This window comes from Microcoleus vaginatus PCC 9802 (assembly GCA_022701275.1).
Lineage (GTDB): Bacteria > Cyanobacteriota > Cyanobacteriia > Cyanobacteriales > Microcoleaceae > Microcoleus > Microcoleus vaginatus_A.
Genome location: CP031740.1, coordinates 4,613,823 through 4,637,966, shown reverse-complemented (window position 1 = coordinate 4,637,966; position 24,144 = coordinate 4,613,823). Strand labels below are relative to the sequence as shown.

At 46.3% G+C, this 24,144-nt stretch carries 15 protein-coding genes and 1 tRNA gene; 6 read left to right on the top strand and 10 right to left on the bottom strand.

Annotated elements, in window-relative coordinates:
• The first annotated feature begins 52 nt into the window (after positions 1–52).
• Positions 53–139, top strand: a tRNA-Ser gene (locus D0A34_18820).
• 421 nt (positions 140–560) lie between these two features.
• On the opposite strand, the gene D0A34_18815 is transcribed toward D0A34_18820, so the two are convergent.
• The 8 genes from D0A34_18815 to pilM form a co-directional block, all read right to left on the bottom strand.
• Positions 561–6,032 (bottom strand): GAF domain-containing protein, encoded by a 5,472-nt coding sequence (locus D0A34_18815; GenBank protein UNU20657.1) that lies wholly within the window; start codon positions 6,030–6,032, stop codon positions 561–563.
• Positions 6,033–6,651: 619 nt separating this feature from the next.
• Positions 6,652–8,127: an NAD(P)/FAD-dependent oxidoreductase gene (locus D0A34_18810; GenBank protein UNU20656.1), complete on the bottom strand. Its 1,476-nt coding sequence runs from the start codon at positions 8,125–8,127 to the stop codon at positions 6,652–6,654.
• Positions 8,128–8,260: 133 nt separating this feature from the next.
• A complete protein-coding gene (locus tag D0A34_18805) occupies positions 8,261–9,394 on the bottom strand; it encodes a threonine-phosphate decarboxylase (GenBank protein ID UNU20655.1) in 1,134 nt (377 codons plus the stop codon).
• Between the two features lie 15 nt (positions 9,395–9,409).
• Positions 9,410–9,700 carry an HU family DNA-binding protein gene (locus tag D0A34_18800; protein ID UNU20654.1) on the bottom strand — a complete coding sequence of 97 codons (291 nt, stop codon included), beginning with the start codon at positions 9,698–9,700 and terminating at the stop codon, positions 9,410–9,412.
• A 681-nt stretch (positions 9,701–10,381) separates the two neighbouring features.
• Complete coding sequence (locus D0A34_18795) at positions 10,382–12,766, bottom strand: type IV pilus secretin family protein (GenBank protein ID UNU20653.1); 2,385 nt, start codon at positions 12,764–12,766, stop codon at positions 10,382–10,384.
• Between the two features lie 321 nt (positions 12,767–13,087).
• Positions 13,088–13,888, bottom strand: a complete 801-nt coding sequence (locus D0A34_18790) for a pilus assembly protein PilO (GenBank protein ID UNU20652.1) — start codon at positions 13,886–13,888, stop codon at positions 13,088–13,090.
• On the bottom strand, positions 13,885–14,790 hold the full coding sequence (locus D0A34_18785; GenBank protein ID UNU20651.1) for a fimbrial assembly protein: 906 nt from the start codon (positions 14,788–14,790) through the stop codon (positions 13,885–13,887). Before D0A34_18785 ends, D0A34_18790 begins: the two co-directional genes overlap by 4 nt.
• Before the next feature lie 392 nt (positions 14,791–15,182).
• Positions 15,183–16,277: a type IV pilus assembly protein PilM gene (pilM, locus tag D0A34_18780; GenBank protein ID UNU20650.1), complete on the bottom strand. Its 1,095-nt coding sequence runs from the start codon at positions 16,275–16,277 to the stop codon at positions 15,183–15,185.
• Between the two features lie 212 nt (positions 16,278–16,489).
• Between pilM and D0A34_18775 the strand changes: the two genes are divergently transcribed.
• From D0A34_18775 to D0A34_18765, 3 genes are all read left to right on the top strand, one after another.
• Positions 16,490–16,717, top strand: coding sequence for a hypothetical protein (locus tag D0A34_18775; GenBank protein ID UNU20649.1), 228 nt, complete (start codon positions 16,490–16,492; stop codon positions 16,715–16,717).
• Positions 16,707–17,990, top strand: a complete 1,284-nt coding sequence (locus D0A34_18770) for a sugar ABC transporter substrate-binding protein (protein UNU20648.1) — start codon at positions 16,707–16,709, stop codon at positions 17,988–17,990. The genes D0A34_18775 and D0A34_18770 overlap by 11 nt, the downstream gene beginning before the upstream one ends.
• Positions 17,991–18,384: 394 nt before the next feature.
• A complete protein-coding gene (locus D0A34_18765; GenBank protein ID UNU20647.1) occupies positions 18,385–18,960 on the top strand; it encodes a Uma2 family endonuclease in 576 nt (191 codons plus the stop codon).
• A 5-nt stretch (positions 18,961–18,965) separates the two neighbouring features.
• Here the strand turns inward: D0A34_18765 and D0A34_18760 are convergent, their stop codons facing one another.
• The gene (locus tag D0A34_18760; GenBank protein ID UNU20646.1) at positions 18,966–20,228 is read right to left on the bottom strand and encodes a bifunctional folylpolyglutamate synthase/dihydrofolate synthase; all 1,263 of its coding nucleotides are present in this window, start codon (positions 20,226–20,228) and stop codon (positions 18,966–18,968) included.
• A 78-nt stretch (positions 20,229–20,306) separates the two neighbouring features.
• Here D0A34_18760 and dcm point away from each other — a divergent pair, with 78 nt between their 5' ends.
• Complete coding sequence (gene dcm / locus D0A34_18755; GenBank protein UNU20645.1) at positions 20,307–21,287, top strand: DNA (cytosine-5-)-methyltransferase; 981 nt, start codon at positions 20,307–20,309, stop codon at positions 21,285–21,287.
• 150 nt (positions 21,288–21,437) lie between these two features.
• A complete protein-coding gene (locus tag D0A34_18750; protein UNU20644.1) occupies positions 21,438–22,706 on the top strand; it encodes an IS701 family transposase in 1,269 nt (422 codons plus the stop codon).
• 166 nt (positions 22,707–22,872) lie between these two features.
• Here the strand turns inward: D0A34_18750 and D0A34_18745 are convergent, their stop codons facing one another.
• Positions 22,873–24,090 (bottom strand): glycosyltransferase, encoded by a 1,218-nt coding sequence (locus D0A34_18745; GenBank protein UNU20643.1) that lies wholly within the window; start codon positions 24,088–24,090, stop codon positions 22,873–22,875.
• Positions 24,091–24,144 lie beyond the last annotated feature (54 nt).

Below are 24,144 nucleotides of genomic sequence, written 5' to 3'. Positions count from 1 at the left end.
AATGTGGCGCACTGTGCGGTAAGATACTTTTAGCTCACATCTCAAATCAATTGGAGAGGTGGCAGAGCGGTTGAATGCGGTAGACTCGAAATCTACTTTAGGGGTGACTCTAACGTGGGTTCAAATCCCACCCTCTCCGTACATCTCAGCGTCAAGCGGCAAGCGCGCACCTTATTAACCTAGGGTGCGCGCACCTTATCATATTATTTATGAAATTTAACTCCACAATCTCAGTAGCATGATAGCTGCTTTCATTTGGGTAAGGTAGAGGCTTAAAATCTCAAGGAAACTCTTAACTCAAAACAGGGCACAAAAAAAGGGAAGAGTGTTGGTAAAGCGGGCAGTTGCAAACCGCTGTCTCAAGCACGAATAAGGTGCGGGCGGAGGACGGGGGAATTAGTCTAGATTCTTTCTTTCCCTAGTCCGTAGGTCGCTATTTCCTAGCAAAAGAACCCTTAGCCTGTTGCTCGTTCCCCGTTCTCCATTCCCTCTTTCTTCTAATAAGGAGGCTTGTAATTGCGAGGCGGCGCTAATTGCGCTAAAGACCTACTAGGAACTGCTCACAAGGGAATAGAAATCACAAACTCCGAACCCTGACCGAGGGAGGAATTCACCACTAATGTACCTCCATGTTTTTCCACAACAATTTGGTGGGCTATAGACAATCCTAATCCAGTTCCTTGACCCACAGACTTAGTAGTGAATAAGTGGTTAAAGATGTTTTCCTTGACTTCCGCCGACATCCCCACTCCATTATCCTTAATGCGAATCAAAACGTGATTTTTGGATTCGCTCAGAGCAGTTTGAACCGTGATTTGATTAGGTCTGGCTTTAATTTCCTTAAAAGTGCGCTCCTTATTTGACTCCTCCAGAGCGTCAATGGCATTTGCCAGTACGTTCATAAATACCTGGTTTAACTGTCCGGGAAAGCATTTCACTAGGGGCAAGTTACCATACTCTTTCACAACTTCAATGGCAGGGCGGAACTCGCTCGCTTTTAAACGGTGCTTGAGAATCAGCAGAGTGCTTTCGAGTCCGTCGTGAATATTGAAAGAAACTGGTCGATCGCTATCTGCCCTGGAAAACGTTCTCAAACTCGTACTTATATTGCGGATGCGCTCAACTCCATCCTTCATTGAGCCAATCAATTTGGGCAAATCTTCTCGCAAATACTCCAAGTCTATATCCTCAATTTCTGTTTCAATTTCCCCTCCCGGATTGGGAAATCTTTCTTGATACAAATCAATCAAGTTGAATAAATCCCCGACGTATTCTTGAGCCGGTTGCAAGTTGCCGGCGATAAAGCCTACGGGATTGTTAATTTCGTGGGCTACCCCTGCAACTAAATTTCCGAGAGCAGACATTTTCTCACCCTGTACCAATTGCAACTGCATCTGTTTGAGATCGTGGATAGACTGCTCTAGTTTTTGGGCATATTCCTGAGATTGTTGATACAGTCGGGCGTTCTGTAAGGAAATTGCTGCTTGGGAGCAGAGGATGTTGAGGATGGCGACGCGATCGCGCGTAAACGCCCCCGTTGTGAGATTATTCTCTAAATACAGAATGCCCATTACTTTAGCGTGATGGAGAATCGGAGTGCATAAAACGCTCTTGGGTTGCTGCTCAATGATGTAAGGATCTGCCGCGAAGGTGGTTTGAGTGCTGGCACGATCGAATACCAGGATTTCTTTTGTACGTTTGACGTAGTTAATTATGCTCAGAGGAATTGCTTTGCTTTCTTCAACTAGAAGCGATTCCAAATGACAATCTTGGCGATTTGTACAGTGTACGGCCACTCTCCACTTTCCACCTTCATCCAAAATTAATGCTCCGCTTTGTGCTCCGGCATTTTGAACTGCTACTTCCATCAAAGTCGTCAGCAATTGCTCAAGCTCGATTTCACGGGAGAGAGCTTGAGAAGCTTTGATAACTGACGGCAAATCTACTAATTCCGAACTGCTGGTGCTACCGATAATTGTTCTAGTCGTGTTAGATAGTGATGATTCACTGCTGGAAGTGTCAATTGTTTCGCTCGGATACTGGCGACTTCGAGCCTGTTGCAGGATCACAGCAAGCAATTGGGGATAACGCTGTTCTAGATGGTCAATCTTTGCTTTTGCTCCCCAACGAGCGTAAGCATAGTAAGCATCAATTAAATAGGGTTTAGCAATTTTTTCTTTGCCCCATTCCAAATAAAATTTGGCGGCGAGTTCGTGAGCAAGTGCTTCTTCGTGGATGTACTCGTTTTCTTTAGCAACATTGATCGCTTTGTCGTACATCTCGATCGCTTCTATTTTTTGGTTTAAAACCCGATGCCGTTCTGCCTCTACGAGATAGAATTTATGCAGATAATTCATGGGGGCATGATGCCCCCACTTTTGCATTTTTTCTTGATTAGCTTGTACTCGGTCGAGAAGTTCCTGTTGTTCTGACTCTGGAGTGTCAGAATACACCGCCAACCGCACCAAAGAATCGTAGAAATGGAAAACAGGAACAACGGGCATTCCTACCACTGCATCTAAATAGTTCTCTGCTATAGCGATATTTTCAATCGCTTCTGAGTAATTTTCCAACCAATAACAAAGTAAAAGTTTGTTTAAATATATGTATGCAACTCCCACTTTATCGTTCGCTTGGTGGTAAAATGGCAACTTCATCTGCTCATCGCAGGCTTCACCCTTTATAAGGCAGTAATTCTCACTTTTTCCCACCAAATTCAAGATAGCCTGCCAATATATCTCTATATAGTTTAGGGCTGTTTCTTGCTTGATTTTATGAATAGCATCTCTGTTTCTTGCTATTTCTCTTTCCAGGACAGTCAGTTCTTTGCCACTATAGTAAGCTGAACAGGAGTACTGTAATAAATTATAGCCTGCATATTCTAAATCTCCTGCCTCCATTCCGCTAGAGTAAGCTGACACCAAAGGCTCTAAGGTTTCTCTCAGATGCTCTTTGCAATGTCGGATAAATAAATTTACTATAAAGGCTGTCTTGGCTTTGATTTCTTGAGAATTTAACTTTGACACTAGACTTAAAGCCAATTGACCGAACTGATAACCTGAATCAATATCTTCCACAACTCCACAAAGAAGAAAACCATAATTGGCGTAAGCAAAGGGAGAAACAGAAGCATTCCCATATTGGACGGATAATTGCACTTGTTTGCACACCGTCAAAGGCAACAGTGCAGGAGCAGCAATGTATGCAGGAGCAAAGATACTTGATAAAAGTCTCATAGCTGCTAGTTTATAGGAATCGCTCATTTGAGGCAGGTCAACTAAATCTTCAATTCGCAAGCCATTCAAAATTACCGAAGTTTCCCCTAGTGCCTGCCCAATATCTGACGAGTTTGGCTCCGAGGGAAACTCTACCCCCAACTGCTTTAAAACTTGTAGTCCCGTATTCAGTGCTTCCTGTAGATTATTTTGCGCCATATAAGCTTGCATCTGTACTTCATATACCTTCACTTTGTCCAGTAGCCTTTTGGCGCAGTTTTCCACCACTAATGCTAATTTTTCCATCTGGTCAAAGTCACCGCTTAGATATGCCACCTCTGCTGCTTCTGTATACAGCGCTAATGTTAGTTCGTATGGATGGAGCCAACTATTTGCTGTAAGTAATTCTCTGCCACTATTGAAATATTCAACCCCAGCAGAATAGGCCGTCGCAGCTTTGGCTTTCTTTCCGGCAACCAGATTTAACCGTGCTAATTGCTCCCGTTGTGCCTCTTGGGTAATTAGCTCAACTCCCACATTTAAGTGGTTGACAATATCAAATATTCTTTCTTCTCGTTCGGCTTCAGACGTATTCTGTAATAACAGTTGACCGATTTTTAAGTGAGTCGATCGCTTTTGGTTGTCAGGAATGAGGGAATAAGCAGCTTGTTGAATGCGATCGTGTAAAAACTTATATTTGGGTAATTGGTCAGGGGTAATTGATAATTGCTGAGATTCCTTTCCATTACCGATTACCGATTCGCTATCTCCCTGTGATTGATAAAACTTATAAACTTCGGTAACGGGTAAAATTAGCCCGTCTTGTAGTGCCTTCCATAAAGATGTTGCGGTTTCTACTGGCGAATTTTCATCAACAATTGCTAAAGTCCCTAAATCGAACTGATTGCCAATACAGGCTGCGAACTTCAAAACTTCTTGCGTTTGACTTGGCAACTTTTGCAACTGAAGCGCCACAAACTCAACCACATCATCGGTGATTGCTAGCGATCGCACTCTAGAGATATCGCACTGCCAATAACGGATCTCGAAATTAAACTCAATCAGTCCATCTTCATATAATGACTTGAGGAACTGAGTGCTAAAGAAGGGATTACCTTGCGTTTTTTGATACACCAATTGTGTCAAAGGTGTGGCTAACTCTGTCGAGCAAACTAAAGTATCTGCAATCAGATAATTAATATGTGACTGTTGTAAAGGAGCTAAAGTAATAGTATTCTTCTTTGCTCCAGCCTTTTCAATTTCCGATAAAGTCAGCATCAAGGGATGCGCTGGAAATACTTCGTTATCTCGATAAGCTCCAATTAAAAATAGATAGCAGTTATCAATGTCGCTCATCAGCAGTTGCATCAATTTCAATGATGCTGAGTCTGCCCATTGCAAATCGTCCAAGAAAATTACTAAAGGATGTTCTTTGGTGGTAAAGATTTGAATGAATTTTTCAAACAACAAGTTAAAGCGATTTTGCGCGGCACTGCCAGAAAGTTCGGGGACGGGCGGTTGCGGTCCGATAATACGTTCTAGTTCGGGAATCACTTCAACTATCGCCCCAGCACTATCGCCCAAAGCAGCCAAAATTTCTGATTTCCATCGCTCAATGTTAGCATCTGTTTCAGATAGCAATTGTCCCATAAAGTCGCGAAAAGCTTGGACAAAGGCACTAAAGGGAAGGTTGCGTTGGAATTGGTCAAATTTGCCTTTAATAAAGTAGCCACGCTGCCGGACAATAGGTTTGTGAACTTCGTTGACGACAGCGGTTTTACCAATACCAGAAAAACCAGAAACGAGCATCATTTCAGTGCTACCTGCACTCACCCGGTCAAAGGCGGCTAGCAACGAAAATACTTCGCTTTCTCGACCGTACAATTTTTCGGGGATAGTAAAGCGATCGCACAAATCTCGCTGCCCTATGGTAAAGTTAGTTAGCGCCCCTGTCTCTTGCCACTGGGATAAACAAGTTTCCAAATCAAACTTGAGTCCTAGGGCACTTTGATAGCGAGCTTCAGCATTCTTCGCCATCAGTTTGCTGACAATCTCCGACAGCAAAAATGGAACGCTTTTGTTGACACTTGAGGTTGGGATAGGTTGCTTAGCGAGGTGGCAGTGTACCAAATCCATTGGGTCATCCGTTTGGAATGGTAACTTTCCTGTTAGTAATTCGTAGAATGTTACTCCTAGCGAGTAGAAATCTGTGCGGTAATCAATGCCTCGGTTCATTCGCCCCGTTTGTTCGGGAGATATATAAGGTAAAGTGCCTTCAAGGACGTTGGGATTTTGAATTTCTTGGGTTTCGCGCGGCAGCATGGAAGCGATGCTGAAATCAATCAGCTTCACTTCTTTGCTGGTGGGGTTAATTAGAATATTGGCGGGCTTGAGGTCTTTATGGATGACGTGGTGGCGATGAAGTCCGTCAAGGGCGTTGGCAATTTGAATCGCCATAGGAAGAAACTCGTTAACAGGCAAGCCTTCTAGGGTTTCGTTGCTAGCTTCTGCTAGATTAGCAAAGTAGCTACTTAAGGAAATTCCGCCAAAGTCTTCCATCACCAGAGCATAGCGGTTATGGTAGTTTTCCAGGCTGTATGCCTTGACAGTGCCGGGGATATTTAAGTTTTTAGCAATGACGTATTGGTTGCGGAAGTGAACGAGTTCGTTGAAGCTGGGAAACTCATTTCGCAGTAGTTTGATGACGACCGGTTGGCCCTTTGAAGAGCGAATGCCACGATAAACTAGAGTTCGATTGCCTGCGTAAATTTCTTCGTTAATGTGATATCCTAGGAAAAGTTTTGTGATGTTAGTCATATCTACGTATTCCTACTGCTTCTGTCAAGCCAGAACCTTCTGAGAGTTACTATCTACTATTTTCGCTCGCTCTGCTGTGGTATTCAGGGAATTACATTTTTCTTAATATACTTTGTGGCTCAAATTATGAAAACACGAGTTTAAAACAATAGTTGAATTTTTCATGTAAGAGCTGTTGATACTTGAGTTAAGACTAAGTACAAAAGGAAGGAGGCTAAGGCTGATTAAACGACAGCAGTTGAGAGAAGAGGAATTTAAGAGGCTAATCAGGTACTTAAGATTATTTTTGAAACCGATGCTTGAATGCGATTGCCTATTAAATCTAATGTCGAGTTTAGCTCATAATTTAATCTCATCATTACAATTCGGGCGACTCTGCATTTAAAGCAGGAAGCAGAGGAAATCGAGTTTGTGGGCTAGATGAAGCATGGGTAGGGAGTCATAGACTCCAAGCTAAATTATTTGTCCAGATGCCACAACAAGCTGCCCCACTCTAATAAGTGAATCAGGAATTAAATGCCAAAGTTCACAAGCCGACTGTGGAATTAGCCCAAGTCAATTATATTTTGCCACTCACATACTTACCAATTACAAATTACCAATTACCCCTTTGATTGTTTCACTTCCAATACCTGCGCCAGTGAAACAAATTCTCCCACAAATTCTGCATAAAAGTATTGCTGCCCAAGCGCTGCGACTCCCAAACAGCAGCAGTTTGACCGTTAATTGCCGAAAGACTCGACCAAATATAAGGAAGTTGGGCGATCGCCTCAACCTTCATGCCGTGACGCACAGCCAAAGCGATCGCGTGAATTAACTCAGCAGCTTGCGGCCCCACAATACTCGCTCCCAACATCTCCCCGTTGCGACGCCCGACAATCTTACAAAAACCAGTTGTCTCCCCGCACATTTGAGCTCTTTCAACATTCTTGAAATATTCCCGACAAACAATGAGATCGTCTCCAAAACGGCGCCTTGCTTGCGCTTCAGTCAAGCCAACCCTCGCCAATTGCGGGTCAGAAAAAATCGCCCAAGGAATCCCACGATAATCTATTTGAAACAGCGGCAAAAACAAAGCATTTTTCACAGCAACCGCAGCTTCGTAATTAGCGAGGTGAGGGAACGGATAACCCCCAGCCACATCGCCGATCGCGTAAATGCGGTGATTAGTTGTTTGCAGCTTTTCATTTAAAATCACCCCCCGATCGCTGAATTTAACCCCAGCCACTTCGAGATTTAACGATGAAAAATCGTGCCCTCTACCGGCGGCTAGAAAAATCTCCTCAGCTTCGATCGCCCTTGGCCCAGCTTGAATCCACTTTTTACCCTCAATCACCCTAGCTTGAGTCACCTCAGTTGCAGTCAGAATCCGCACCCCTTCAGCTTCCATTCCAGCTTGCACCAAACCAGCAGCCTCCCGGTCTTCTTTAGCCAAAATATGTGCACTTTTCACCACCAAAGTGACAGCAACCCCCAGCCGGGCAAAAGTCTGAGCCACTTCGACCCCGCTGGGATCGGCGCCGATTACAGCCAAACTTTTAGGCAACTGTGGAAGTTTTGCTAATTCCCCGACAGTTTCCGAAGTAAAAAAGCCAGCCGACGAAAGTCCTTCAATATTGGGAATCGCCGGCAGAGTTGGAGAAGCTAGCAAATAACATAGCGATCGCAATTTCCTACCGCCCGCGACAAAAGCTAAATCCGGTTTCGCCACAAACTCGCCACTGCCAAAAATAACATCGACCCCGCGAGCAGCCAAAACGCCGAGATCATCAATTTCTGACAAATTAGAAACAACACCCTCGGCCCACTTTAGAACCCCCTCAAACCGCAATTTGATCGGCATAGAGGAATTAGCGACTTCCCAGCGCACCCCCAACTGCTGACGGCTGATCTGCTGGGCAAAACGAGCCGCCTCCCTCAAAGTTTGGCTGTATCTCAAACCAAGGTCGATCGACTCTTTCCCCCCTGTCGGCAAATCTTGGGAATTACTTAGCGGTTCCACCAAAGCAACGCGAGCCGGGAAATTAGTTGCAGTCAAAGCAGCATAACGTCCCGCCGGAGTTCCACCAATAATCACTAAATCATAGTCAAGCATAAATAAAAAAGTCAGTTGTTAGTTATTTGTTAGTTATGTATGAGTTATTTATGAGTTATTTATTTATTATAAACAGTCACCTGACAACTGAAAACAGTCAACCAACAGTCCACTATCAACAATCAACAGTCACCTAATGAATAACTTCGGCAAGTCCAGCAATCAGCCGCAGATTGTCCGGCCTTGAGCGCACAGCCACCCGAAAAAATCGATCGCCCAACTCAGGAAAACTTAAACAATCCCGAATCAAAATTCGGTGTCGTTCCAACAGACTTTTTTGAATAGAAGAAACCGACATCGACGACTCAACCAACAAGAAATTAGCCGCTCCTGCAAAAGGCTGCAAACCCGGTAAATTAGCCAAACCCTCAAATAGCTCTCGGCGAGCAACTGGCAGCCAATCCCAGGTTTGCCGCTCAAAAGCCGCATCTCGCACCACAGCAGCAGCAGCAGCAGCAGCCAAAGCATTCACAGGCCAAGGATCGCGCTGCTGCTGCCAGCGACGCAGAATATCGGGATGGGCGATCGCACAGCCCAAGCGCAGTCCCGGCAGAGAATAGAATTTAGTGAGCGATCGTAAAATCACCAAATTCGGAAACTCCTCAACATCATCGATCAAAGTTTCCTGCTCAGAAGGCGGTAGAAAGTCCATAAAGGCCTCATCCACCACCACCATACCTAACTGCTTCAAATAAGGCAAAATCGCCTCCCTAGCAAACAGCAAACCCGTAGGATTGTGCGGGTTGTTCAGGAGTAAACCTCGTCGATTGGCATCGATAGCAAGAGGAACTGGGAGACAGAGAGAAGGGGAGACAAGGGAACGGTTAGAAACCGACAAATCATCCGTTACTAACCGGCTTCCAGCCTCCGCGTCCAACGATTGCAGTTCCAAAGGGCATTTCAGCACCTGCGCGCCGAAAGCCGAAAGAGCCCGCGAGTAATCGCCAAAAGCCGGAGTCACCAAATAAGTCGCCTCCAGCTTCGACAAATCCCAAGCCGCCCAAGTCAACAATTCCGCCGAACCATTCCCCGGCAAAATCCAATCCCGGTCAACATTCAAAGCCTCACCCAAAGCAGTCCTGAGCTCCCCATAATCCGGATCAGGGTAAGCCGTCAGACTGCTCAAGTGTGCTTGAATCGCATCCAGGGCCGACTCAGGAGGGCCCAAAGGACTGATACTCGCCGAAAAATCGAGAATAGCAGAGGCAGGGCAGCCTGCCAGTGCGGCTGCCCAAGCTAAATTCCCACCGTGTACAGGTCTAATCAAGACTCAGTGCGCCAGCTATTCCGCGTTTTTCGGCGGTGCAACTCTGTCCTTAAACAACTTCCCTGCGGAAAATGCAGGAACTCTGGTTGCCGGGATTTCCATCTTGTCGCCAGTTTTGGGATTGCGACCCTCGCGGGCTTTGCGTTCCCGCGACTCAAATGAGCCAAAACCGACCAGCGTCACTTTGTCGCCATCGGAGACAGCTTCCATGATTGCTTCAAGGGCGGCACTCAAAACAGCATCTGCCTGTTTTTTCGTCACGCTAGCCTTTTCCGCGACTGCATCAACCAATTCACCTTTGTTCATTGCGAACTCCTTCTGGATTTGCAAAATTACGTTAAACAGAGTTAGTTCAACTATTAGCCGTGAGTTATCAACTGGATTGAGGCGTGGCTTGGGAGGTTTGGGTGGTTCCCGATTGCTCCCGTCCGCTTCCCCGAATCACAACTCCTGCTGAATACCAATTACCCTAGGGTAATTGGTCAGAAAAGGAATTTTTGTTTCTAATTGCTGAAAACCCCACAGCATCTAATTTTCACTGCATTATTCTAAAGTCTTGCCGACCGTTATGGATCGGTGGAACCTTTAATTTATATGGATTTGGACAATTTTTTTAATTAATCCCAAAATTTAGGTAAAAAAATACCACCTTGGAAAGAAGATTTCTCGCCTCGGTGGATTTGCGAGCAAACAAAAAGGAGAAATTGAAGGAATAAAATGTAATTTGTCAAGGGCTAAAGGAAAAATTTTTTCCTTCTTCCTTCTTTCTTTCCCCCGTGGGGCAGGGCTGTTTCATTCTCCCGAAACCCGCCAGGGACGGAAGTCCCTGTCTCATAGCTGAAGTCGGTTTTAACCGACTCAAATACTAATTTTTAGTTCTCTTTTAGAGGACTTTAGCTGTGAGGCAGGGGTTTCAACTCCTGTCGGACTGTCGGACTCAGAGTAAAGAGCGTGGAAAGTTGACAGCAAGGAATTTTTCCTTACTTCCTACTGTCTCGGCTGGACTGGCTGACTGCGCTGCAACAGTTGGCGCGCGTCGGGACTGATGCTGTTTTGGTAGCCAAAATTCGATCGATCGCTATCATCCAAAATCTGCGGTGTCAGCAATACAATCAACTCCGCCCGCTGGTTAGCCTTACTGGTGCTCCTGAACAGCGAACCGATAATCGGCAAATCTCCCAAAATCGGAATCTTGTTCGCTGTAACCCGTTCTTCGTCGCGGATAATCCCCGAAACAATCAAAGTCTGACCGTCCCGCAGGCGAATTAGCCCCGATTGCAACGATCGCTCGCCCAGCAGAGTGATACTATTGGTATTCGGGCCAGTGGAAAGGTTTTGAGTGTTGCCGGGTGTCCTGATAATCGGGTTTACCCGCAGAGAGACAAAACCGTTGTCGTCAATTCGATCGATCGCCACCCCCAACTGCAAACCAGCCCTGTCTTTGACAGCCGTCACCGTTTGGGTACTTGTATTTCCGGTACTCTGCGTTTGCGACGTGATGTTAGTAATCACTTCATCAGTAATATTCACATTCGCCGTTTCTCCTTCTTGAACCACCAGAGTCGGATCGGTCAGGATTTTGGCATTCCGGCTCTGAATAGTTGCCTGCAACGCCGACAGGAACCTCCTCGGATACTGGAACAGCGGGAACAGGCCGAACTCTGCACTTCCTGAGGCGGTTGCCGAGCCTGGCTCGTAATCCGTAATTCCCACTCGCGTGGGGTTATTAGTAACTGGGGCTGTCGGCTGGAGGAACACACCTTTGGCGGGACCTTCGAGACCTTGACCTGTAAATGGCACGATACGCCGGCCGTTCGCATCGTAGAAAACATCCCCGGTTACTGGATTGCCGGTGATCGGTCGAGCGAGGATCCCCTGTCGGGCAGCATCGCCAGTGGGTGGATTAATGCCACCAAAATTGAGAGTGGCCGCCCCATTGTCATTGACGAAGAAATTATTATTAATTCCGAAAGAGAAGCTGCTGTTAGTTCTGTTGTCTCCCAACAAGTTGATATCGATCACCTTGACGTTGACAGCGACTTGACGGCGCCGCAAATCTAGCTGTGTCAAGAAAGCCACAGCCATGTCAACTTTGCGCGGGTCGCCCACCAAAGTGATGGAATTGAGCCTCGCATCCGCCAGCACCGACAGTCCCCTCAGCAAGAGCGGCCCGGTGCCTTGGGTAGCGCCGATCGCCTTAATGTCCGGTTCCCTAATTTCCACATCCCGCGCCGCATTTCCCTGACCCACGCTTTGAATAGTCACCCGAGTAATCGGCAGTTGACTTTCCGCGCCTTGAGCGCTCAAAAAGTTAGCTGCATCCGTAGAGCGAACTTGATTGAGCCGCAAAGTCCGAATGATAATATTGCGCGAGTCGATAGGCAAGCTAGTCCCTACAAAAATCGTCCGCCCCTGCCGGTTAGCTTGCAGTCCGCTGAGCCGCAGCACGTAATTAAAGACATCTTGCACCGACTCATTTTCGATGTCCAAAGAAATCTTCGGCCCTTCATCTGAACCGGAGGCTCCCGGCTGACCAGGCACTGCGGGCTGGCCGGGTTGACCAGGGGCCCCGCCACCTGTAAAAGCAATGTTCAAGCCAGCAGCGCGAGCCAGCAGAGCCAAAACGTCCCGGACTGGGGCATCCCGCAGCACCAAGCGGGGGATGCGTTCTCCCGAACTCAGTTCAATATTTCCCGCGCCGGGGGCGATGTTAGACACCGCGATATCTCCCAAGGGCGGAGCAACTGCCCGCGGCTGGAAAGGGGCAGCCTGATTTGTCTGGGATTGAATTTCGCTGGGGAGGGGCGGGCGATCGTTCCTGGTAACACTAACTTCGGGATTGGGCAGCAGCACGCCTGGGTTTTGGGAGGTGCGGACTTGGGGAGCCGGCGGGGGAGCTGTTTGGCTCAGTGGCAGGCCTGGAGGCGGCGGAGGTGCTGTTTGGGCAGACTGTACTGTACCACCCTGTCCGGCAACGCTGAGGACGATGCTTTGGCCTTGTCCCGGCACAATTTGTCCGTTGGGAACTCCGTTGGTGCCGGCTACCACAACGCGGATGCTGTTAGCCTCTACCTGGCTGATTTCTACTGAAGAAATTCCCGGAGCGGGGTTATCTTGACGGAAGCTGTTGCCTTGTGGCAAGCGGAGCTGGGTGTTAACAATTGTGGCTTGGTAAGTATTGCCGTTATTGATGGCGAAAACTTGCGGGCGATCGCCCTTTTCTGTCGCCAGCACAATATTTACGCCATTATTACCTTGACTTACTTGCACTCCTGTGACTTGAGTCGGCGCTGCCAAGACGGGGGCTTGGGCGATCAGAACTCCTGCAACGCTGCATAAGAGTCCTCCACTTAACCGTAGATGCTGTTTCACGTTCTCTCCTCCACTACACTGTGTTATTTGTTGTTCGCAGTCTTTTGTCGCTAGCTGCTAAACTGACTGAAAGATTCTCGCTTGGGAATAACTGATGACCTAAGGGTTAGAAGCTATTCTACAGCTCCATTAATTTTTGAAACTGGTATTAGAAGAAAGTAGGTTTTAGAGCAAATTGTTGATTGCCATATAAAAAAATAATTTTGTGGCATTCATAATTTTTTGACTTCTACCTTCAATCATCCAATTTCAACCTTCTGCCTTCTCCCTTCTGGTGAAAGAGCGAGTTTGGAACAATAGCTAATATCCGCCCAACTACAGCTACTTAGCACCAGGACTTGGAGCTGGAGTTGGCGGTTTTTCTTCTTGCTTTAACGGCAGCAGGGCGTGCAAGTCAAAAGCAGTTTTAATTTTAGTTGGTGGCTGCTCCACAGGAACTATTTTACCTTTCAAAAAATCAACTTCAATTGGCTGATTTGATGCTAGCAATTCAGATTTCAAATTCCTCACTACCAACAGCGACTGCATCAACTCCAAGTTACGCATAAAATTGCGGGTTTGAGCGAAAGTGCCTTCAAACTCTACCTTAAATTTTTTGCGTCTGAGCTTGCCAGCCAGGGACGGCCCGAAGGAGGTATCCGCCAGAATATCAGGGTCTGGAGCTCCGGGCGCGGCGGTTGCTGCTGCTGGGGGCATATCCGGCTCAAATTTGGTAATTTTAGCCTTGAGGTCATCTCCTTGCACGCCGGCGTTGATTCTATTAACCAGTTGGGTCATGTCAAGCAAAAGCGTGTTGGCGCTGGCGTCGCTGGCAAACATTGCCGTCACGTTTGCCCGACGCTGTTTTGCTTCTTCTTGCTTTGCTTCTGCTTCTGCCTTTTTTTGAATTTGACTTTGCAATTGCAGTTGCGTTTGCTGGCTTTCGCTAAGTTTTTGCTTGAATTCGCCGCTTTTTTGGAATTCTGGCAGTACGAACTGGTAGCCTAGGTACCCCGCAATTCCGAGACCGAGAACGGCGATGCCGATTGCTTGGACTTGGGGTGTCAGCTTAATGCCGAATATTTCCTGAGCCCCTGTCTCTTCTGCTTGTGCGCCGCTGGGAATAAACTGATTTGCTGTCATTGTTTTTTCACCTCTGATTTTTGTGGTTCTAGCACTCCTTTTTCTTGAAGTGTTTCTATCCGTATTGCTAGCCCGTCTGCTTGCTTGCTGCGGAGCTCGGGGAGCAACTCGGAGGCCCCAGTCGGGCTGAGCGTCGTTTCAATTTTATATTCCACCACCGGTCGCAGTTTAGGAAGTTCTGGTGGTGCTGCGTTTTGGTTGCGTACTTGTAATTGTGCGGGGTTGTTCTTTAATGTGGCCGCTACCAGTTTGGTATCGGTGTTGAGGAAGAAAGGAGAGCGCTGGACTAGCAGCATAAAGTCGTTAACTTGGGCAAAGGTACTGGCTATCCCTGAAATTTGTACTTTTGCTGCCTGCTGCGGGACGACGGGGGGGGGAGCAGCAGCCGGAGTAGGGCTGGCTGGGGACGGACTCGCCCCTGGGGACGGGCTGGCTGCGGGGGTAGCTGCGGGGGGAGGGGGTGCTGCTGCAACGGGGGAGGGACTCGGGTCGATTTGCTCGATTTTGCCAATTTGCACTCCCGCCGGAGTACGGGCACTGAGGTCTTGCAGCATCGCCGACCAAGGTTTAATTTGGTCGAATACTCCAGCTAATGCTTTGTATTCGGCGGTAACTTGGTCAGTTTCGGCGTTGATGGCTTTGATGGTGCTGGCTTGAGTGTTTAACTTTGCCAGTTCTTGGTCGATGGTTGCTTGTTGTGCGGCTAATTTGGTATTTTCGTTAGTCGCCCACCACCAGGCGCCCATGACTGCGGCGTTGATCCCAAAGGCAAACAGTACCGCCCCATATATGGGCAGTTGGTCTTTGGCTCCACCGGAACTTTTTTTAGTTGAGCTTTTGGCTGCTGCAACGGGTTTGTAGTCCGGACGGTCGTTGAGAAAATTAATATCTAGGCTGTACATGGCTTCACTGGATTTTATAGCAGAAGGAAGAAGGTAGAAGGCACAAGGTAGAAGGTAGAAGGTAGAAGGAAAAAGTGATCTACCGCTTATGTTTCAGCAATTAAGAAGGTCCTAACAGTCTTGGCTGTTGCTATAGATTTAAATTTGAAATTTTAGATTTTAGACAGAACCCAAGATTGCTGGTACAAGTGAAGGATTTATTTAGGGAAGAAAGAAACAACTTTCTGCCTTCTACTGAAGGAAGGGGCTGCTTCTACCTCAGATATATTCTACCTTTTACCTTCTACCTTCTACCTCCAATATTCTACCTTCTGCTTTCTGCCTTCTTCTTTTGGAAGGGGCTTTTACCTAAAATTCTCAAATCGGTTTTTCTCTCATCTAAAACTGTTAGTTCACATAACCTCCCTCAGTCCTAAACCTAGGGCGACTCCTAAACCTGCTCGCTGTTCTGGGGTAATTTCTTGGCTGATTTCGAGTCCTAGGGTTTCGATGGGATCGACTTGAGATGCGGGCAAGCTTAATCTTTGCATAAAAAATTCGTCTAGTTTGCCGATCGCAGCTCCCGGGCCTGCTAGCAGCAGTTGCGCTACTTCGAGTTCTTCGCTCTGGTTGAGGTAAAAGTCTACTGAGCGGCGCAGTTCGTCTGCTAGTTCTCCCAATACTTTTATCATCGCATTTGTGCCGGGATTGGCGTCTCCCGATGCCCCCATTGTATCTGTGACTGGCAGGGTCATGCCTTGCAGTTCGCTGGTGTCTCTGGTTGGCGGCAGGTTCATGGCTTGGTTGAGGGCGGTCTGGATTTGGTAGGTGCCGATCGGGATGGTACGGTTGAACTGAGGTATACCGTCCACTACTATAGCTAACTCGGTGCTGTCAAATTCTATGGCGGTGAGAACTGCGGCTTCTTGGGACGAAAATTGTTGCAGTTGGTCTTTGAGGGTGCGGATTAGGGCAAAACTGGTTACTTCTAGCACGTCTATAATCAGTCCGGCTTCTTTGAAGGTTTCGATGTATGTGTCGGTAACTTCTCTGCGGGTGGCTACTAACACGACTTGCACTTTTTCTACTCCGTCGTCATCTACAAATAGGCCTATTTTTTGATAGTCTACGTCGGCGTCTTCTCTGGGAAACGGCAAGTACAGTCCTGCTTCTGCATTCATGTAATCCCGCAGTTCTTCTTCGTTGAGCTCTGCGGGAACTGGGATGAGGCGGATGACGGCTTCGCGGCCGGGAATGGCTGTGGCTACTCGCTTGGCTTTGATTTTGTTTTCGGCGAGGACGGCTTTTATTAGTTCTGCCATTCCAGGCGGATCGACTATTTGTCCTTCTTGTACATAGTCTTCTGGAACTTCTATGGAGGCTAGGATGCCTAATTTTAATGCCTGAGCTTTCTTTTCGAGCTGAATGATGTTGATGCGGTCTGGGGCTATTTCGATCCCGATTCCTGGCTGGCGTTGGGAAAGTAGACCTTTGAAAAAGTTAACCATGTGATTGGGTCGCCGGTAATTGCTATTTTTTTCTTTTGTAGTTGGCCAGCCTGATTAAGCGCGCCCGGTGTTGGAGGGTTGGTTTCCAACTGTCGCAAGAGTGCTGTAATCTCGGTATCCCGCCGTAGCTACGCAGATCCGTCTGTGTTGCGCGATCGCTAGTTCCGATTTTATGCTATCCAATTTACTTGACAATAGCTATTCTGCTGCGAATGTCAATAAATTCCAGCTCGATCGACCGAAAACCTGCCGATTCTGCACAAAAACCGACTCTCTCGATCGCCGTGCCCAGGTACAAAACTCTGTTACTGACTCGATCGCGCTTGATTCGGGCGATTCCCTACCCTTCGGGAACCCCTGCGGGGAACGGGATAGCTTCGCTTCACGCTTTTTTGTCTAACGGTTCCCATAACTCTCAAATTTTATTCTATGAAACGTAAATCTTGGCAACTGTTTGCTGTTTTTGGACTGGTGGGGCTGCTGCTGGCTGCGGTGGTGAGTTGCGGCAAGCCTGCTGTTAATTCCCAGGCAAATAATACGCCGGAAATCGAGTTCTGGACTATGCAGCTTCAACCTCAGTTTACTGAGTATTTCAACAAGACGATCGCCGGTTTTGAAGCGGAAAATCCGGGGGTGAAGGTGCGCTGGGTGGACGTTCCTTGGTCGGCGATGGAAAGCAAGATTTTGGGGGCGGTTTCGGCGAAAACTGCGCCGGATGTGGTGAACCTAAATCCCGATTTTGCTTCGCTGTTGGCGGGACGCAATGCTTGGCTGGATTTGGATTCTCGCATTCCGCAGCAAGTTCGATCGACCTATCTGCCAAATATCTGGAAAGCTGGCGTACTCGACGGCAAGAGTTTTGGCATTCCTTGGTACCTCACGACTGGGGTGACAATTTACAATACTGATTTGTTGAAGAAGGCTGGAATTGCTAAGCCTCCGGCTACCTATGCCGAGTTGGCAACTGTTGCCAAGCAGGTGAAGGAAAAGACTGGTAAGTTTGCTTTTTTTGTGACTTTTGTGCCGGAAGATTCGGCGGAAGTTTTGCAATCTTTCGTGCAGATGGGTGTGCCTTTGGTTGACGCTAAAGGCAAGGCTGCTTTTAATACTGCTAAGGGCAAAGCTGTTTTTCAGTATTGGGTAGATTTGTACAAGGACGGACTTTTGCCGCAGGATGTTTTGGTGCAGGGACATCGTAGGGCGATCGAGCTTTATCAAGCTGGGGAAACTACTTTGTTGGCTTCGGGGCCTCAGTTTTTGAAAGCGATTGCTGAGAATGCTCCGAGTATTGGTGCTGTTTCGGCTGCTGCGCCTCAAATTACGGGGGAAACCGGCAAGAAGACTGTAGCGGTGATGAATTTGGTTGTGCCCCGCGACAGCAAGCGCCCTGATGATGCTGTCAAGTTTGCTTTGTACGTGACTAATTCTCAAAATCAGTTGGCTTTTGCTAAGGCTGCTAATGTTTTGCCTTCTACGGTTGAGGCTTTGCAGGACGATTATTTTAAGAGCGTTCCTGCTGATGCTCCTGCAGCCGATCGAGCTCGGGTTGTTAGTGCTTCTGGGTTGAGTTCCGCCGAGCTATTGATTCCGCCTCTCAAGGATGTTAAGAAGCTGCAAAAGGCGATTTATGACAATTTGCAGGCGGCGATGTTGGATGAGAAGTCGGTAGACCAAGCTGTTGCTGATGCGGCTAAGGCTTGGGATCAAAGGTAGTTTTTAATTGAAGCTGGGCGGGGTTTTTTTTGATCTCGCCTCTTGCTTTTTTCTGCGACTTGACGTATTATTAAATAATGGGAATCTGTGCCGCCATATATAATAAGTATATATAAGCTTTTAAGTGATTATCGAATGATGAAATTACCGCCTCTTCACAAGGCGGAGTCGGAGGAGAACTCTGGATAAGTCTATCTCGACTATTTTAGAGGTAAATGTTTGTTGATAAAAACGATCGCTCATCCCAAAAACCGGGTTTCTTTATCCCGTGCGATCGCCTTTCTAAATTCAGCTTGATTGATGAGTTGTAGAAATCTAGCCTGAATTCCTCAAATATTCAGTAATTTGACTCGTGTTAAAATCAAAGCTCAGATCGGAATAGGAGAAAATTCTTATGCCAGCGATGACACTCAAAGATTTAAACCAAGTTCAAACCCTTTTTTCCGAAGCGGGTTTAGATTACAAAATTGAACTAGAAGACGGGAGACTTTCAATTGTGGGGCCATCAGACATCGTATCCAGTGAAATCAGCAGTATTTTGATTCGCTTGCTGGGTAACTGGGTTTATCCCCGTCGCTTGGGGAGAGTCTTTGACTCCGCAGGCGGTTTCATCATGCCGGATACGAATGTCAAAGCACCGGATGTTTCTTTTGTGCGGGCCGCCCGGTTGCGCCAAAGTCCGCGTTATTTTGGAGAACTTGTCCCCGATTTGGTGGTTGAGATTAAATCTCAGAGCGATCGCATTAAGCTTATAGAAACCAAGGTTTTGAAGTTTATAGAATTGGGTGCGATCGTCGGAATTCTGATCGATCCTGATGAAGAGACAGTGACTATTTATGGCTCTACAGGTGAACCGACTGTTTTAGGAAATGGCGATATTTTAACAGTAGCAGAACTTTTTCCCGGTTGGGAATTGCCCGTTTCGGAATTGTGGCCTCCTATCTTTACTGAGGAAGAAACACAATTCTGATGCGTTTAAGCTTGGGATTGTTGTTGTTGCAGAAAATAGCCGACGAGATAAAGCGAACCGCAAAGGATTGTTAGGTTGTCGCCTGTAACAGCAGCATCTAAAGCTGTTGTTAAGTCGGAGAAGGCTTGACAGAGAGTTAATTCGGGGCAGATAATTTGAGCTAGGGCGGCTAATTCTGCGGGGGATGATGAGTTGTGATCGGGTACGGGTACTAGGTAAAGTCGATCGCCCTTTTTGAGTAATGCTTTCAAAATATCGTCGCAGTCTTTGGTAGCCAGAATCCCAATTACCCAGTTAATCGGTTGGGAACTGTTAAGATTATCGACATATTCACGCAGGGCGATCGCTGCGGCTGGATTGTGCGCGCCGTCAATTAATAGGTTGCGGTTTTTCCAAGTTGTCTGCTGGAGTCTTCCGGGCCATTGGGTTTTGGCGATACCGTTTTCGATGGCGGTTTGGGAAATTTGCCATCCTTGGTTTTGGAGAATTTGCAAAGTTGCGATCGCAATTGCTGAATTCATTAGTTGAATTTTTCCCAGCAGCGGCAATTGATATTTTATTTTATCCGCATTTTGATTAAACTGATATTCGGCGAACCCTTGTCCTAAATCTATTGCTGGTTTTACCCAAGTTGCCGGACCGTCTAATTCTTGAATGCGTTTTTCTACTACTATTCTAGCTGATTCTGGCAATTCTCCGATAACTGCCGGACACTTTGATTTGAGAATTCCCGCTTTTTCCCCAGCAATATCTGCGAGGGTGGGGCCTAGTATTTGCCAGTGTTCGAGACTGATAGAAGTAATGACGCTAGCGAGAGGTGTTTCGCAAACGTTAGTCGCATCTAATCTACCGCCCAATCCAGTTTCTATCACTGCGATGTCTGTTTTTTGTTCGGCGAAATACAGCCAAGCTGCTGCGGTGATTATTTCAAATTGAGTGGGAGTTTCGGTGTTGTTTTCGGTGGCGGCTACAACTCGTTCTAGACACTGTTGCAATTCTGTTGGGGAAATCGGTTTTTGGTTGATGCAAATTCTTTCTGTCCAATCAATTAGGTGCGGAGATGTGTAGCGTCCAACTCGATAGCCTGCTTCTGTTAGTACGGAAGAGAGATAAGCGCAAACGGAACCTTTGCCATTGGTGCCGGCAACGTGGATAATGGGTACTTGTTTGTGGGGGTTGTCTAGTTTTTCGAGAAGTTGGTGAATTCTTTCAAGTCCAAGATGGACGCCGAAATGTTGGTAAGATTGAAGGATGGATTCTGCATTCATTGAGGATTATTGGATTTTTTAACGAACCGCGAAGGCGCGAAGGGCGCGAAGGAAGAGAGGAGACAGATGTCGATAGGTATGAATATTATTTCTCTGTTTTCGGGTTGTGGCGGGTTGGATTTGGGTTTTCGCTTAGCTGGGTTTAATCCGGTTTGGGCGAATGAATATGATAAGTCTATTTGGGATACCTACGAGTTTAACCATCCTGAAACCATTTTAGATCGCAGAGATATCAGAAAAATTAATTCTGATGAAATTCCCAATTGTATTGGGATTATCGGCGGCCCTCCTTGTCAAAGTTGGAGTGAAGCGGGGGCGAAACGCGGAATTGATGACAGTCGGGGTCAACTTTTCTGGGAGTATATCAGAATTGTGCGCGACAAGCAGCCTGTGTTTTTTTTAGCTGAGAATGTTAGCGGAATCTTAGCTCCCAGAAACAAGGAAGCTTTCACTTATATATTATCGCAGTTTGAGGAAATCGGGTATCGGGTTTCGTACAAGTTGTTAAATGCTAAAAATTTTGGTGTTCCCCAAGATAGGCAAAGGGTGATTGTTGTTGGCTATCGGGAAACTCTGGGTTTTGGTTTTGAGTTTCCCGAACCTGGAGCCGATGTTTTGACGCTGAAAGATGCGATTTTTGATTTGCAGGCCGCCCCTATGTCAGTTAAGGGTAAATTAGATAATTATCACGATTCTGTCCCAAATCACGAATGTGCGGATTTGGGGTTTTCGAGCATTTATATGTCGCGCAATCGAGTGCGAAGTTGGTCAGAACCTTCTTTTACAATTCAGGCCAGCGGCAGACACGCACCTCTCCATCCTCAAGCTAGTAAAATGATTTTGGTTGGCAAAGATAAGCGCATTTTTGACCCTAATTCGCCTCTGCCTTACCGTCGGCTTTCTGTGCGAGAGTGCGCGAGAGTTCAGACTTTCCCGGATGAGTTTATTTTTAAGTACAAGTATATTGCTGATGGATACAAAATGGTCGGCAATGCTGTTCCTGTGAATTTAGCAAGAGTTTTGGCAAGTAAGATTTTTGCCGATATTTCTGCCTTTTGAAACAAAACTTATCCCGAATCTCTATATGTTGATTTTTTAGTCCGCGTGGGCGAAGCCAGCGCGGCAGCGCTTAGCGGGACTTAAACAAAAAAATTGTGCTAAAAATAGTATAATGTAGTCAGGTTAAGCTTTTTACGTCAAAAACGCGCAATGAAAGAAACAACTCCTAGCGCCATGCCACCATGCTTCGATCGATGGTGTCGTCGTTTTGACGATGTTTTTAGCCATCAAGCCCAAAAAACAGGGTTTAAGCACTATTTAGGGGGATTATTGGGAGAAAGTGAGCGAAAAAACCTGACTCAGATGTCAAGAGACTGTATAGGAGTTACATACAACCGATTGCATCATTTTTTGACAGAAGCTCCTTGGAATGCCCAGCAAGTTAACCAACGACGGTTGCAGGTGATGCAGCAGTGTAGGCAGACTCATATCAGCAGAGGGTTTACTCTGATAATAGATGATTCCGGTCACAGAAAAAGTGGCAATTTAACAGCAGGAGTTGGTCGGCAATATATTGGAGAAATCGGAAAAACAGATAATGGTGTAGTAGTGGTAACTACACACTTATATGATGGAGTGAAAAGCCTACCACTTGATGTTGAATTATATCAACACGCTCATTCGTTACCTCAAGGAAAAGAAAATCCAGAATTTATTAAAAAACCCGATATAGCCATCAAACTAATTGACAAATGCTTAGAAAGGAAAGAGCGACCAGCAGTAGTTTTAATCGATGCAGGCTATGGGAATAATAGTAGATTTTTGCAGGAGTTAGAGAAAAGGAAGTTAACCTATGTAGGAGGATTAGCCAAAAATCGAAAAGTAGTCTGTCAAATAGAACCCGAGCGACAACCCGAAGAACTCAAACTCTCAGAATTAGCAAAACGTTTACCAGCAGAGGCTTTAAGTGCTATTACACTAAATCGGGAAAAGCCCAGAACTGTGTGGGTAGCAACTATCACAGTAGAATTCTCAACCATGTCCGGGCCAAAAACAGTCGCTATCGTCATGAATGCTCCGACTTGTTCTACCGCCACAGAAGTTGATTATTTAGTGACTAACGCTGCCAGTGAGCGGGCAACAGCATCATGGATAGTAACAACTTACTCCCAACGTAATTGGGTAGAAGTGTTTTACCGTGAAGCTAAAGGATGGCTAGGGTTAAAAGAATATCAAATCCGAGGAAAGAGAAGCCTTTATCGACATTTAATATTAGTATTTTGTGCTTATACTTTTATCATTTGGCATCAGTTAACAGGAGGATTGCGTCGGCAGTGGGCTAACCAACCTTTAACAACATTTACTGAAGCTTTGTCAGCTTTTAGAACAGCTATATCTTACAGGTTTTTTGGCTGGTTGCAAGAAAACAGGGACCTATTTACTTTATATAAAGCCAGTTTGGGCTTTGTTTGGGCTTAAAACTTGTTTAAGTCCCATTAGGCGGTCGAAAGTTTGTGTAGGATTGCTTTCTATCGCCGAGTTTTACTATAAATTATCTGCGTTTATCTGCGTTTATCTGCGTTTATCTGCGGTTGCCATATCAATCAAAGATTTATGCAATAACTCTAGTTTGCTGTACAGATGCTCACAAAAACTTTGTTAACTCGCCGAGATTGTGCTGAATCGCATTTGTCCCGCGAATATGAGACAAGGGAGAACCTCCGTACAAAAAGCTGTTTAAGCTAACTTGATAATTTTGCTGAACTGCTAAATCCAGCCACAAATTGTTAATCGCATCTCCGGACTTGTAGTCGGGAATGTTGTGCTGATAGTAAGGAAAACTGTCTATACAAGTATTGAAAAAGTTCTTGCGCCCGCAATGCTTTAAATACTGATATCGCGGTTTGAATTCTGTTTGATTTTCCAATACTGTATAAATAGTATCTGCGAGAGATTCCGGGTCAAACTTGGCGTAAAGACCGGCACCTTCGGGGAAAACTGGCGAGTTTCCTCTGGCGTATTGGTTGAATTCTTCAAAACAAATTACTGGTACGTTGCAACTCATGGCTTCGGTAATGCCCCGGTTTTTTCCTTCGAGGAGGGAACCGAGGACGAATGCTTGCGCCCGCGAATAATATGTGGGGATTTCGCTGTAGTAGTCAACTCTCGGCACTAAGTTAATGTAGTCGGAGGGATTGGTTAAAATTTCCTCGACTTGTTGCCATTCTTGTAAGGCGTACTGGTCGAGAGTTTTCAGGTTGCTAGCATCAAATTCGTGGCCGGTGACTACTGTTAATTTTATCGGTTTTTGCGGATATTTTTGGCGGTAAACTTTTAAGGCTTTGGCTATGATTGGCAAATTTTTTTCTTCGGAAATTCGGGCCACAGCTAGCAAGTCGATGTCTTTGGCGGGGACGTTGCGCGGGGAAATTAAGTATTCGTTGATGAAGTCGGTGTCTTGTAGGGGTATAATTGGTTTGTGGGCGCGATCGACATAAGTTTCCCGAAACCATTTATCCCGCTGCGGGTTTTTGTATAAACTAGAGTAGGCGTCAGCTATGGGGGCCCAGGAGTAGGAGATTCCGGGGGAATAGGTGAAGGATAAAAATACTGAAGAAAGTTGGGGAAAGAGTTTGTTGATGAGTTCGACTGCTTCGCTGAAATATATCCCTTTAATGAAACGGCCTTCGTAAAACAGCGGGGGAAGCAAGACGTAGAAACTGACGGTATCGAAGCGGTGGGGTTGGTCTTCAAATATCTCCCAGCTAAAGGCGTCTAAGTCTGCATAAATTTCGGCGATTGGTTTGTTGATGTGGGGGTTGCGTAAATATGGTTTTTGTCGATCGTAGTTTCCGCGTACCATATAATTCTGAGTGTGAGTATCTAGCTTTTTTTATTTAACCGCAGAAGCCGCAGA